Source organism: Pseudomonas koreensis (assembly GCF_012986595.1).
Taxonomy (GTDB): Bacteria; Pseudomonadota; Gammaproteobacteria; order Pseudomonadales; family Pseudomonadaceae; genus Aquipseudomonas; species Aquipseudomonas koreensis.
The window spans coordinates 120138-133035 of record NZ_JAAQYM010000008.1 but is presented as its reverse complement, the minus strand read 5'-3'; the positions used below and the strand labels follow the sequence as shown (position 1 = coordinate 133035).

Annotated in this window: 14 protein-coding genes and 1 pseudogene; 4 read left to right on the top strand and 11 right to left on the bottom strand. The window is 58.4% G+C overall.

The features are described from left to right. Positions 1–61: 61 nt before the first annotated feature. Positions 62–856: an exodeoxyribonuclease III gene (locus HBN98_RS23915; RefSeq protein ID WP_083368454.1), complete on the bottom strand. Its 795-nt coding sequence runs from the start codon at positions 854–856 to the stop codon at positions 62–64. A 189-nt stretch (positions 857–1045) separates the two neighbouring features. Here HBN98_RS23915 and HBN98_RS23910 point away from each other — a divergent pair, with 189 nt between their 5' ends. After that, entirely contained in the window at positions 1046–1345 is a 300-nt protein-coding gene (locus tag HBN98_RS23910; protein ID WP_064588374.1) for a hypothetical protein, read from the top strand. Positions 1346–1472: 127 nt separating this feature from the next. Here HBN98_RS23910 and HBN98_RS23905 read toward each other — a convergent pair whose 3' ends face one another. The 5 genes from HBN98_RS23905 to HBN98_RS23885 form a co-directional block, all read right to left on the bottom strand. Continuing rightward, the gene (locus HBN98_RS23905) at positions 1473–3041 is read right to left on the bottom strand and encodes a sensor domain-containing diguanylate cyclase (protein WP_083368453.1); all 1569 of its coding nucleotides are present in this window, start codon (positions 3039–3041) and stop codon (positions 1473–1475) included. A 227-nt stretch (positions 3042–3268) separates the two neighbouring features. Beyond that, positions 3269–3790: a hypothetical protein gene (locus HBN98_RS23900; protein WP_064588376.1), complete on the bottom strand. Its 522-nt coding sequence runs from the start codon at positions 3788–3790 to the stop codon at positions 3269–3271. Then, positions 3790–4518: an alpha/beta hydrolase gene (locus HBN98_RS23895; RefSeq protein WP_064588377.1), complete on the bottom strand. Its 729-nt coding sequence runs from the start codon at positions 4516–4518 to the stop codon at positions 3790–3792. Before HBN98_RS23895 ends, HBN98_RS23900 begins: the two co-directional genes overlap by 1 nt. A 3-nt stretch (positions 4519–4521) precedes the next feature. Beyond that, the gene (locus HBN98_RS23890) at positions 4522–5019 is read right to left on the bottom strand and encodes a PAAR domain-containing protein (protein ID WP_083368452.1); all 498 of its coding nucleotides are present in this window, start codon (positions 5017–5019) and stop codon (positions 4522–4524) included. Positions 5020–5157: 138 nt separating this feature from the next. Further along, a complete protein-coding gene (locus HBN98_RS23885; protein WP_064588379.1) occupies positions 5158–5823 on the bottom strand; it encodes a ribonuclease T2 in 666 nt (221 codons plus the stop codon). A gap of 165 nt (positions 5824–5988) precedes the next feature. Here HBN98_RS23885 and HBN98_RS23880 point away from each other — a divergent pair, with 165 nt between their 5' ends. Both HBN98_RS23880 and HBN98_RS23875 read left to right on the top strand, forming a co-directional pair. Continuing rightward, positions 5989–6459, top strand: coding sequence for a hypothetical protein (locus HBN98_RS23880; RefSeq protein WP_064588380.1), 471 nt, complete (start codon positions 5989–5991; stop codon positions 6457–6459). A 76-nt stretch (positions 6460–6535) separates the two neighbouring features. After that, positions 6536–7321, top strand: a complete 786-nt coding sequence (locus HBN98_RS23875; RefSeq protein WP_083368451.1) for a transporter substrate-binding domain-containing protein — start codon at positions 6536–6538, stop codon at positions 7319–7321. A gap of 190 nt (positions 7322–7511) precedes the next feature. Here HBN98_RS23875 and HBN98_RS23870 read toward each other — a convergent pair whose 3' ends face one another. From HBN98_RS23870 to HBN98_RS23855, 5 genes and pseudogenes are all read right to left on the bottom strand, one after another. Then, positions 7512–7727 carry a hypothetical protein gene (locus HBN98_RS23870; RefSeq protein ID WP_064588382.1) on the bottom strand — a complete coding sequence of 72 codons (216 nt, stop codon included), beginning with the start codon at positions 7725–7727 and terminating at the stop codon, positions 7512–7514. A 117-nt stretch (positions 7728–7844) separates the two neighbouring features. After that, positions 7845–8624, bottom strand: a complete 780-nt coding sequence (gene rimA, locus HBN98_RS23865; RefSeq protein ID WP_083368450.1) for a S6 modification regulatory phosphodiesterase RimA — start codon at positions 8622–8624, stop codon at positions 7845–7847. A 134-nt stretch (positions 8625–8758) separates the two neighbouring features. After that, entirely contained in the window at positions 8759–9538 is a 780-nt protein-coding gene (locus HBN98_RS28340) for a methyl-accepting chemotaxis protein (RefSeq protein ID WP_373293010.1), read from the bottom strand. Between the two features lie 78 nt (positions 9539–9616). Beyond that, positions 9617–10612 (bottom strand): annotated as a pseudogene (locus tag HBN98_RS28335) (methyl-accepting chemotaxis protein); the annotation flags it as partial. 531 nt (positions 10613–11143) lie between these two features. After that, positions 11144–11506 carry a DUF6124 family protein gene (locus tag HBN98_RS23855; RefSeq protein ID WP_083368448.1) on the bottom strand — a complete coding sequence of 121 codons (363 nt, stop codon included), beginning with the start codon at positions 11504–11506 and terminating at the stop codon, positions 11144–11146. 1098 nt (positions 11507–12604) lie between these two features. Here HBN98_RS23855 and HBN98_RS23850 point away from each other — a divergent pair. Then, the gene (locus tag HBN98_RS23850) at positions 12605–12820 is read left to right on the top strand and encodes a hypothetical protein (protein WP_083368447.1); all 216 of its coding nucleotides are present in this window, start codon (positions 12605–12607) and stop codon (positions 12818–12820) included. The last annotated feature ends 78 nt before the right edge of the window (positions 12821–12898 follow it).

The following is a 12898-nucleotide window of genomic DNA, read 5'->3' as shown; positions in this document are numbered from 1 at the left end:
GATGGCCGACATGTATACGGGATTGCCCCCCGGGTCCGACAATTGATTTCGCCAATCAGCGCTACCGACGCTTGCGCGAACCGATGCGGATCCACGTCGGCGCATGGTCGCTGGCGTGCGGCTGGTTGCGCGCCCAGGCATCGACCCCGGCCTCGTGCAGATACGGACTGAGCGCCGGATTGAGCAGCAGATGATCGATGCGCAGGCCGGAGTTGGTTTGCCAATGCTGACGGAAGTAATCCCAGAACGTGTAGAGCCGATCGTCGGGATACAGGTGTCGCAGCGAGTCGGTCCAGCCCTGATCCAGTAGCCGCTGATAACACTCGCGGCTTTGCGGTTGCAGCAACGCATCCTTGAGCCACGAGCGGGTGTTGTAGATGTCCATGTCGGTGGGCACCACGTTGTAGTCACCGGCCAGCACCACTGGATGATCGCTGCTTTGCAGGTCTTTGGCGTAGCGGATCAGGCGCTCGAACCAGGCCAGTTTGTAGTCGAACTTCGGCCCCGGTTGCGGATTGCCGTTGGGCAGGTACAGGCAGCCCACCAGCACACCGTGCACCGCCGCCTCCAGATAACGGCTGTGCTTGTCCTCGGGATCGCCCGGCAGGCCGCGCCGACTCTCCAGCGGCTGCGCATCGCGGGCGAGGATCGCCACGCCATTCCAGGATGCCTGTCCGTGCCAGATCGCGCCGTACCCCGCCGCTTCCAGCTCGGCGGCAGGGAAAGCGCTGTCCACCGACTTGAGTTCCTGCAGGCAGGCGATGTCCGGCTGCTCGCGCTTGAGCCATTCCAACAGGTTCGGCAGCCGCGCACGCAGGCCGTTGACGTTGAAGGTGGCGATCCGCAGGTTTTTCATCGTCCAGGCTCCGGCGAACAGGGTGTGAAAATTGTGACCCTGGGCTGGCGGCGGTGGTTGCATCGGATCCACCGACAGGGGGGCGACCTAACGCCACTGAGCAACTACAACCGCTCGTCAGCCAATCGGCACCAACCGTCTAAGGCATCAGACCAACATCAAGTAATCGACCTTTTCAGGAGATGTACCATGACCACGCGCAAACTGACTTCGTTATTACTCGCCGGCCTGCTGGCCAGCGCCTCGGTCGGTGTGTACGCCGCCAACGACGGCGCGGACGCTACAGGCACCAAGTCCGGCGCCACCAGCGGCAGTACGCTGCCACCTGACAGCACACCCGGCGCGCCGAAAGGAGGCGACAGCTCTGACGGCGCGCGCTCGGGAACAGGGACCAACGGCAGCAGCATGGGATCCGGCTCAGGGGCTGGTGGTGGCACCGGCTCGGCCGGTGGCGGGACCGGTGGCGCCGGCGGTGGTTCAGGCAGCTGAACGAACAAGCGTGACCGCTGGTGATTCAACAGAAACAAGTGACAAGGGCGACGGTTGCCATCAACCCGCGCGGCGGTAGACTCACTCCGCCGCGCCTACCTGATGAAATGCTACAGCGGGATCATGCTCAGCGATCGTAACGCATCAATTCGGCAACTTCCGTCTCCAGCGACAACACCGCCGCGCGATTGCGTCCGGCATTTTTCGCCTGATACAGCGCCGCGTCCGCACGCTGGATAAATTCCTCCAGGCTGTCGTTGCCGCTGGGCACAAAGGAATAGCAGCCCAGACTCACCGTCAGATACCCGGTCGGCGACCCGCTGTGAGTGATGCGCTTGTCCATCACACTGCGCCGGATCTGCCCGGCAATCGCCAGCGTACCGTTGATGTCAGTGTCCGGCAGCAGCACCGCGAACTCCTCGCCGCCGTATCGCACCGCCAGGTCAGCCTTGCGCTGGCAGCAGTTTTTCAACACCTGGGCCACCTGCGTCAGGCAATGGTCTCCCGCCACGTGGCCGTAGGCATCGTTGTAGCGTTTGAAGAAATCGATATCGAGCATGATCAGCCCGACGGGACTCGACTGCCGTGCGCCCCGGGCAAATTCGATCTCCAGCGAACGCTCGAACAGTCGCCGGTTCGCCAGCCCCGTCAGGCTGTCGTGGGTGGCGATCTGCTCCAGCGCCCGTTGCGCCTTGCGCAGGTTCTTCTCGATGCGCTCGCCGTCGCGCACTTGATGAATGAACACCCAGCCGAACAAACCGACGCCAAGAATCACCAGTGCAACGATCACGCTGGACTGAAAAGCGCGCTCATACCAACCCTTGAGAATCGCGTCGCGCGATGACCCCGCCGCGACCACCAGCGGATACGTCCCCAACTGCCGGTAGCCGTACAAACGCACCACGCCATCGACCACCGACTTGATCATCGCGGTACCGGCCGGCGCTTCGGGCAGCAGCTTCTGATAAATCTTGCCCCGCGCCAGCGACGAGCCGATCAGGCTTTCGTCGAACGGCCGCCGCGCCAGCACGGTGCCGTCCTTGAGCCCGAGAAACATGATGCCGTTGTCATCGAGGCTGAAGCTTTTGAAGAAGCGGTCGAAGTACGCCATCTTGATCCCGGCCATCAACACGCCCTGAAAATTGCCGGCGCGGTCGTTGATGCGTTTCGAGATCGGAATGATCCATTCGCCATTTTCGCGGCTGCGAATCGCCCGGCCGATGTGCGCCACGCTGGAAACATTCTGCTGATGAAACTGGAAGTATTCGCGGTCGGCCACTCCGTTGCCATGGAGCAGGTCCGGGAACGACGTAATCACCCACTGCCCTTCACGGTCGAACAGGAACATGCCGTGCAACTGCTCCAGTTGCTGCACCCGGCGCGCGAAGGTTTGTTGCAGGCGTGGCCGTTGCGCGGCGCCGTATCCGTCGTCCTCGACCCAGTCGGCGAGGCTGGTGAGCACCAGGTCGGCGGCCAAAAACGTGTCTTCGGCCTGCTGCGCCATGGCCCGGGTCAGGTTGGTGGAGGCGATCTGCGCGTTCGCCAGGTCCTGACGTCGCGTCTGCTCCAGTTGCAAATAGAGCAGGCCAGACAGGCAGAGGCACACCGCAACGATAAACAGCGCTGCCGCTTTGCGCAGCGGCAGGCGTTTGAGCGTGCCGGGGGTCTGATGCGGGTCGTGAATGGGGATTGGCAAAAACGTGTCCTGGGCAGGTACGACAAGGGGCCGCAGCCCGAAACCCTTACTTTTCGTGAGCGTAGCCCACCGGGGTACGCACGGCAAACCCGCCACGCCTACACACACCCGCCCCGCTGTATCGGCGCGCAAGAGATTTGGATGAACGTTGCGCGTCGATTTATTTTCACACCACGTTCTGCGCGCAATCAGCGCCGATAGGCCAGGCGACGCATCGTGCTCTGCAGCTATCGGGGTTTGTTGATTTCCCGCAGCAGGTCCGCGACCGGGAGGTTCATGGTGTTTGAGTAGTAGGGTTTGTAGCCGTACGCGGTGACGACGACTTTGCAGGGGATTTGTTGTTTATTGGCGAGGAGGTGGTTCAGTTCTGTCACCGACAGATTTCTTTCAGAACTTCGGTTGCTGGAAGTTTCAACTATGAACGCACTGGTGAGATAGGGATATCCCGCCTTGCCATCTTCGCGTATTTCCGACGTCACCAAACCAACTGCAGAAAACCGGATGGCTTTGCCAACCGAGAAATCCTGATCATCCTCCAAGGCACATTTCAGCATGCCTGAAGCCATCCCAACCCTTTCTCCTCTATCAAACAGGTCCAGAACATCCACATCCGACTGATAGCGAATGTCGTATAGAAGTGACTTTTGCCTTTCAACAGATACAAAACTCAAGTTCGCTGGAGGCTTTACATGGTCTTTTGCGCAACCAGAGCAAATAGCTAGAAAAAAGCAAAAGAGTAACCTGTGCATCACGAAAACTCCTTCATTATTGAGTCCAGCAATAAATCGCTTGCCGACTTGCTCCCAGCTACAGGCGCAATAAAAAGCCCTAATGCGTCTGCATGATTGGTATCTACGTTGGCGTTCAAAGTAGGGCCACAGGAGATAATCCACTTTTCGCCAAAATCGGCTACCCCATCCGATGGGTCTCTGTTTGTCGGGGTCGCCTTAATGTTGATCCATTCGGCGGCAACAGGATCAGGGCGCTCGCGATAAATATCTGAACCTAACCAAACCAATGTCCCTTCACCCACGGGATCAAGGGTGATTAGCATCTGAATTCTGTAGCCCCAATCCGACATTATTTTTGTCAGGTGCGCGCCATTCCAACCACCGAGGCTATGACCAACAATATAAACGGGGCAGCTTTTATACGGAATAAGGCTCAGAACATTCCGTTGGATATCCTGTTTCCCCCTGACATCGTTATATCCCAGCCATTCTGAGCGATATTTACCTTCGTTGTTTAGTGTTTCATTGCGCTTATCAAAGTTCCTCCGTGCGGCGAGGATGTTTTCATAAGGCCCCGAAAAATAATAACTTTCCTTATCCCCGGCACCGCCGACGAAAACAACAATCGCCTTGGTACTCTCCACCGGCACAGGCTTTTCACTGACATCCTTTTTGTCCGTCAGCGCATGTTCCTTGTGCAGTTTGTAATTATTTCCTTTCGCGCACGTTACTGTTTCAGCCGCCATGCCTCACTCCTCCAAAAACAGCTTGATGGTTTCAGGCAGGTGCGAGCTGACTTGGTGGGTGAATCCGTTAGCGTCAGACACCCCATGCTCCAGACGCCCGTCTGCGCGCTGGATCACGTAGGGATGATTGATCATCGGCTCACCGGTCACGTCATTGACCAGTTTCAACTTGTCAGTGAAATGCACCGGCATCGGCAGCAAACCACTGAAAGGCGCCGCTGTTACTGTGTCACCGATGATCACCGTGCCTGACCCACCAATGACCACATTGCCGTGCCCCCCGGTGCTGTCCAGGGTCGCGGCGTTTAAGCCATTGATAAACACCGTTGAGGAAACGCCGCCAGTAATCGGGCTACCGCACGCTGATTTATCAGTCAGTCGCGCAGCTGCCAATCCGTCGAAATTTACATTCGGTGAGCCACTGGCAATCGGATTGGTGCCATGTCCCGGGAGTGGGCAGGCGGTTGGATCGGTGACGCGGGCGGCGGGTTTTCCGCTCATGAAAAGCTCCTTGCAGTGTTGCGGGTCATCCTTTTAGGGCGCGCAAGCATGCGTGAATTTTTCAGGTGCTTCAAACCTTCAGGCAAAAAAAAAGAGCGCCCGCTCGGGCGCCCTTTCCTGTTCGTGAAACCGCTGACATCAACGCGACGGCGGCACTCGAATATCCCCTGCCCGGCACTGGGTCTTCACGCCCTTGCCGCACGCGCCGAATTGCAGATCCTTGCCCATGCACACCCGCACTTCCGAGAGTTCCGGGCCGCTGCAGATCACCGCGATGCCATTGGCCGGGATCCCCGGGTTGGCCTTGCGGAACAGATCGGAAATTTCCTGGGCCTCGAAGTAGTACGAACTGCTGAGCGGCTGCAGCTCCTGAGGGATTTTCACCGCGCCGACGGCTTTGTCCGCTTCGTCCAGATAGCCCATCGCGCCCAGACCACTGCAGGTGCCGTGCTTGGACCATTCGTGATCGAGCAGTTTCTTGGTCGGGAACAGCGTCAGGCCCTTGGTCGTTTCCGCCGCCGACAATGTGGTCAGCGGTGGGCAGGATTCCGGCCAGCCGCCATTGGCGTATTGCGGCCACAAACCGTGCAGCACGAAGCCGTAGCCCTTGCCCGAGCATTGCACGTCATCTTTGTGGGTGAGGCAGAAGGTCGGCGACCAGGACAGCGTCAGCAGGTAGTAGTCGAACTGCCCCGCCACCGCTTCCGTTTGCACTTTGCTGGCGTTCGACTGACGCGCCGAACTCAGGCCGATGCTACCGGCCGTCAGCGCAATCACTGCCAAAATTGTAAACAGCTTTTTCATGTACCCGCTCCTTGGGACGCCTGCGTCCGTGGTTTTCGATCATGGCCAGACTTGGCCAGCGCTGATTGCGCCATGCTTGTGTTGCAAGCGCATGACGCAAGGCAAGGCCGCACGCCGTTGAAAGGTCTACGATTAACAGGCAGACATCAAACCAAGGGATCCGAAATGAGTAAAGCAGACGAACTCGCCGCCAAACTCAAGCAAACCCGGCACACCCATGCGGATGCCGCGCTGGAGATCGATTGCTGGCCGGCGCAGGTCTACGATCTGTACCACCGCATCGAGGGCTGGCTGCAGCCAGTCACTGAGGTCGGCCTGAAAATCCGCCGCAATCCGACCCACGTTTGCGAACGCTCACCCGATGGCGAGAGCCACGATTACGCGATCGATCAACTGGTGATTGAAGCCAACCAGCAAATCCTGACATTTGATCCCATCGCCCGGTTTACCGAGGACGGCGCCGGCCGCGTGCAGATCACCCTGCCGGAGCGCAACACCTATCTGCTGCGCACCGTCGATGAACACCACGAAAGCCATTGGTGGCTGCAAACCGTGGAAACCGGGCAGGAACTGGATGCGATTGCGCTGACCGAGAACAATCTGTTGCAGGTGGTGCAGGAAGGCCTCGGCCTGTAACAGCGAGCTACCCATAGGGATCAGCGCCGAGAACGTGGTTAACTTCTCGCCCCGATCCCTTTGAAGCCCGACAGACATGCCCATGAATAAAATTCCGTTCCTGCTCGGTTCATTGCTGGCGCTGACCCTGAATGCTCAGGCCGCAGAACAACCCTCGCACCTCGACACCGTCCAGCAACAAGGCCAACTGCGCGTCTGCACCACCGGCGACTACAAGCCCTACACCTTCAAGCGCCCCGACGGTGATTTCGAAGGCATCGACATCGCCATGGCGCGTTCGCTGGCCGACAGCCTCGGGGTCAAGGTCGAGTGGGTGCAGACCACCTGGAAAACCCTGATGCCGGACATGCAGGCCGGCAAGTGCGACATCGGCATGGGCGGCATTTCGGTGACGCTCGAACGGCAGAAAAAAGCCTACTTCAGCCACACCCTCGACAGCGACGGCAAGATCCCGCTGGTGCGCTGCGCCGATCAAGCCAAGTACCAGACCGTCGAGCAGATCAACCAGCCCAACGTGCGCCTGGTCGAACCTGCGGGTGGCACCAACGAAGCCTTCGTCCACGCCTTCCTGCCTAAAGCGCAACTGGCTCTGCACGACAACGTGACGATCTTCCAGCAACTGCTCGACAACAAGGCCGACGTGATGATCACCGACGCCTCGGAAGCGTTGTATCAGCAGAAGCTCAAACCGGGACTGTGTGCGGTGAATCCGCATCAATACATGCAATACGGCGAAAAGGCTTACCTGCTGCCGCGCGATGACATCAGCTGGAAGCTGTACGTTGACCAGTGGCTGCATCTGAGCAAGGTCACTGGCAGTTATCAGAAGGTGATTGGTGAGTGGCTGGCTGTACCGCAGTAATCCTCCAGGCACAAAAAAGGCGCCCGACATGGGCGCCTGTTTAGTACCTGACACTGAACCTGCGGAGAACCTGTGGCGAGGGAGCTTGCTCCCGCTGGACTGCGCATCAGGCCTTCTTTTATGGGGCCGCTTCGCGACCCAGCGGGAGCAAGCTCCCTCGCCACAGGTTCAGTGTCAGCCTCGATCGCTATCAGTCGTCGTGCAACATCCCGGAACTGTACTGATTCAAGCTGCTGCCAATACTGTTGCCGCCGAACTTGAGGGTCGTCGCATTACTGCGCCCCTCCGGCGACTGGCAATCCGCAGAAAAACAACTAGTAGTTGTCAATCCGCCGGCGCCCGAACAGGCACTCAACACCGAGACAGCTGCAGCGATCAACAGCACTTTGACGACATTGGTGCGCATGGTACGGCTCCCCTTGGGATGATCTTGTGCAAGCATCCTAGGCCTTCGCCGCACCGGGCAAGATGAAACCTGCCTGAGCGACAGCAGCGGTTCAGCTCCGGCGAAACGCTGCCCCCCTCAAGCCGCCCGCCACGCTTCTCCAGGAATCTGCGCGATCGACTCAAATGCCGGTTTGGCGAACCAAAAGCCCTGCATCAGGTAAATCCCGCAGTCCGCGAGAAAATCGCGCTCATCCGGGTGCTCGATGCCCTCGGCAATCACCTCGACACCCAACTCGGCGCACATGCCCACCACACCGCGTACGATCGCCTGACGCACCCGGTCGCGGTGGATATCGCGAATCAGCGCCATGTCCAGTTTGATCAGGTCCGGCTGAAAGTCCGCCAGCAGAGTCAGCCCGGAATACCCCGCACCAAAGTCATCAATGGCGGTCTTGAAGCCAAACTCGCGGTACTCGCGCAGGATGTTCATCAGGTGCTTGTTGCTTTCGACGTGCTCGCCTTCCACCGCTTCGAAAATCAGCCGATCAAGCGGGAACGCATGCGTTCGCGCCGCCTCGAGCGTGCTGCGAATGCACAACTCCGGGCGATACACCGCGTTGGGCAAAAAGTTGATCGAGAGAAAATCGGTGATCCCCACCTGCGCCGCCGTGGCAATCGCCCGCACGCGGCACAGTTGATCGAAGCGATAGCGGTTCTGGTCGTCGACCTGCTGCAACACCGACAACGCACCTTCGCCCTGCACGCCCCGGACCAGCGCCTCATGGGCGAATGTCGATTGATCACGCACATCCACAATCGGCTGGAACGCGAAGGAAAACGCCATGTCGGCGTCGCCTTGCTGCCGGCACCCGTGGCACCCCCCGCTGGGCTGAGGGGAAACTGGAATTTTGGTCATGACGCCCCCTGAGCGCGGGTTGCTGCCTTCCATGGCCCAGAAAATAACTGCACGGACCGGATGGCTGCCGCTCGGCGGCCCCCGCATATACAGGCTGACCGATCAAGTCTGCCCAAGTTCATTGCGAAATGCCATCAGGTGCGGAAATGCGCCGTCATGCGCTGCAGGTCCTGCCCCAGCGACGCCAGCTCAATGGTCGCGGCAGCACTTTCTTCACTGGCGACGGCCGACTGATCCGCCACATCGCGCACGCTGACGATGCTGCGATTGATCTCATCGGCCACCGCACTTTGCTGCTCAGCGGCGGCGGAAATCTGCAGGCCCATTTGCTGGATGGTGCCGATCGAATGGTTGATCTCGGTAATCGCCTGTTCGGCTTTCTGCGCCAGCACCACGGTGTCCAGCGTGCGCTCGCGGCTGGATGTCATCAGTGTCGAGGCCGCTTGCGTGCCCTGTTGCAGGGTGACGATCAGCGCTTCGATTTCCTTGGTCGAGTCCTGAGTGCGCTGCGCCAGCGAGCGCACTTCATCGGCGACCACCGCAAAACCACGCCCCTGCTCCCCCGCCCGCGCCGCTTCGATCGCCGCGTTCAGCGCCAGCAGGTTGGTCTGCTCAGCCACTGCCTTGATCACATCAATGACCTTGCCGATCTGCTCACTGTCCTGGGACAGCACGTTCATCGCCGCACCCAATTCCTCGATCGCCACCGACAGTTCACTGATCTGCACGGTGGCTTGCTTGACCACCGCACTGCCATGCCGCGCCTGTTGATCGGCCAGTGTCGCGGCGGCGGACGCATCCGTGGTGTTGCGCGCCACCTCCTGCACCGTCGAGGCCATTTCGTGCATTGCCGTGGCGACCTGATCCACCTCGACTTTCTGCTGGCGCACACCGGCGCTGGTCTGCTCGCTCATCGCCGAGAGCTTCTCCGCCGACGTCGAGATATGCGTCACACCGTTACCGATCCCCTGCACCAAGGTGTTCAGGCTTTGCGCCATATCCTGCATCGCGTTTTGCAGATCGCCCAACTCATCCTTGCGGCTGGATTTGGCGTGTACCGTCAGATCGCCCTTGGCAATCCGTCGCGCCAGTTCCACCGTCAGCGCCAGCGGCCCGGTGATCTGCCGCGAGATCAACACCGACGCCACCAGCCCCACTACCAGTGCCAACAGCGTCAACAGTGCAATTTGAATAAACGCCCGATGTTGATCATCCCGCGCCAGACGCTGCTGAGTGTCCATCAGGCCGGTCATGATGCTGTCCATCGCCTGGCTTTGCTGATCCACCTGCTGGCGCAGACTCTGCTTCTGCTCGAACAGAGCCGCCACCTGCACCAGCACCTCGCGATAACGACGGATACCGGCCTGCGCCTCATCCAGCTGACTCGACAGGGCCGCCGGCAAACCGCGTTGCGCCTTGCTCATGTCGCTGAGGAACGCATCGGTGGTGTCCAGCAGCACCTTCTTGTTGGCTTCGCTTGGCACCGCGATATACCGCCGCAACATCAGACGAAACATGGTCATGCCGTTGCGCAAATCCGCCACCGTGCGCAAGTCCGCTACACGCGCGGCATCGGCCGACGCCAGCGCACTGGCGGTGGTGCTCTCGAACATGCGGGTGAACGTCTCGGCGTACTTGTCCGACATCGCCCCCAGAGGCTTCAGCGCATCGGTGGTCGCCTTGTCGGCCTCGATCAAGCGTTTGACCTGCTTGTCGTAAGCCAGCGTGGTGTCCTGCAACTGCTTCAACGCCTGCTGGTTTTCCGCCCGCGTCAGGGTCTGCAACGCCTCGGTAATCAGCCCCTGCAACACATTCAACTGCGACTGATAAGACTCGGCAAACGCCGCATCCGCTGCCGCCTCGTACTGCTTCTCCGACAGACGCATGTCCTGCGACGCGTCGTTGAGCGTGCCGATCAAGCGCGTGGTGTCCAGGCGATCCACCAGCACATTGCTGCTGCTATAGCCAATGAAGGCCACCGCCACCATCGCCACAATCAAAACGCCAAAACCGGCCCCCAACTTTCGGGACACCTTGATGTTGCCCAGGAAACTCGATGCTTCTGCCATGTTCAGCCTCTGATGCCCTGACGCCGTTCAACGCCAGGCACAAAAAAATTCATCTCAGGCAACCGAGGTTGCCGCGCATATTCGGGGGGCGTCGTCCTGAACAAGTGGCGGACAGCTCCAACTGTCCCGGCTGCAACAGGCTGATGCGAAAAGCCGTATCGACGGCGCAGGCATCAGCGGACAAATCCAGGTTTCCACGCTGGATTTATCGTTTCAGCAAAGGTGTTGGAACAGATGCTATAAACTTTGGGAAAAGTTGTACAACTTTATATTTTTGTACAATCGGTGAACTTTTTCGCGCGCATGATGACGCATTGCCATCATTTTTTGTGGCACATCGCTACTGATGGCGAAAGCCTCGAAAAACCGCCGTCTTGAGCGGTTGTTTCGAGAATCGACACAGCGCCCTCCGCAACCACGACCTGGCCGCTCGCCACGGAGGGCAACGAGCTACGCTTTGAGTTCGACGTTATCCAACGCCTGATTCACCGCCAACTCCCCCAACATCACCACCTGCGCAATGCCCAGCAGCGTCTTGCGGTGCGGGACATCCAGCAACGCGGCGAAATCGTTGAGCATGGTGGTGGCGGAACCCAAGGACTCACTGGCGTTGGCGAGCAGGGATTCAGTGTCGTAGGCCGGGTTGGCGAGGAACATCGGTTTGGATTGATCACCGCAGGCCATGATCTGGCTGGCCGGCGTGAGGTAGTGATCGAGAGCGCGCTCGGCGGCTTCGTGGAGTTTGCGGGAATCGAGGGATTCGTAGGGGGATGCGGGGTCGGTTTCTGGGGGGTTGGGCGTTACTTTGAACATAGATGGAACCTCTAGCGCGAATACTAAAAGGAGCCATCACCCTCGCTACCAAACGATAGGTGGCGGCCATACGCGGGTTGGTAGACCGGTCGCACTAGAACCCGGCGCCCACGAAGGAGCCCCACGCATGACCACCATGAAATTGGAGTCCTGGGAAGGACCGCACACGGTGACGCCATGAGTCTAGAAACGAAGCGGGCTACCAAACCCGATCACTGTTTTGCAGTGACACAGGGACGATAGAACCCGCGAGCTAGACGCACAAGCCGGCGGATTCTGTCTTAGGTGTAGGGGATGGTGCAAGGTGATGTAGGAGCGGGACTGCGACAACAGGCTTGATTTAAACGAACGTGTTTTTTCTGTTTGGGGGAGGCTCTACGAGCACACTGATAGAAACGACTAATGTCACCAAAGCAAAGACCACTGCGATCCTTTTTCAATCGCTGCCAGTCGCTCCAATGATGGATCGGACTGACACTTCTTTTACCTCCCGCAAATAAAGGCCCGAATACCTCACCGCCAACCCGTGTACCAGTTGCGTACCAGCTCTGTTTTCCTCCCTCCTCCTCCCTTCCCTTCTGCCGACTGCGTTAGCAATTTTTAAGCAGCGGTTCTCGGCTCCAATCCTGGCAATGTCTATCGTTGGCAAAGGCGAGCCTTTGTGAGAGTTAAAACCGCGTACATGAAAGGCCAGCAAACCTCCTCGCCTTCGCTTCGCCCCGTTTTCAGGTTGACCCCTGGGAAAAAGGTAATATTGGTAATTTGCTTTTTTATTGACGATAAAAGCCATTAAAATCAATAGGTTAAATGACTTACGCAAAGGTAATAAAAGGGTAATAGAGAAGTTAGAAAATTACCCTTAGTCGTAGTAATTTCACACACCTACGAAAACCTTTAAAATCAATCACTTAGTAAAATATTACCTCTTTCCTTACCTAATATTACCTTCAAAGGTAATACGTCGAAGCCACGTCCTATAAGGGCTGCAGCCATTTTTTCCCATCTGCTTACCAAAATTACCTTTTTCCCAACCCCGAACTGAAATCAGCTCCCTTAGGTGCCTGCTATGCTTCCTGCTTTCCGAATGGAGTCGAATGCATGGCCAGCGAATATTCCTTGTCCACAGTCCTTGAAAAAATTTACGAAAATCAGATCGCCATTGAGGCTGCTTTAATGGAAGTGGTACTGCTCGTCGAGCAGCAAGGACATCACCAGGCTGGTGATAACGCCCGCGCAGCATTGGATCGAATTGGAAAAAACGCTGGATTTATCAAGCAGGGGGTAGCGCGCCTAAGAAATAAGGAAAAGGATTAGTCCCTATAGGCTGACCCGGTTTGCGCTTTACAACTCTGAGCGCTAGGGATGCGCGCGCCCCCGGGGAAGGATTTTCGA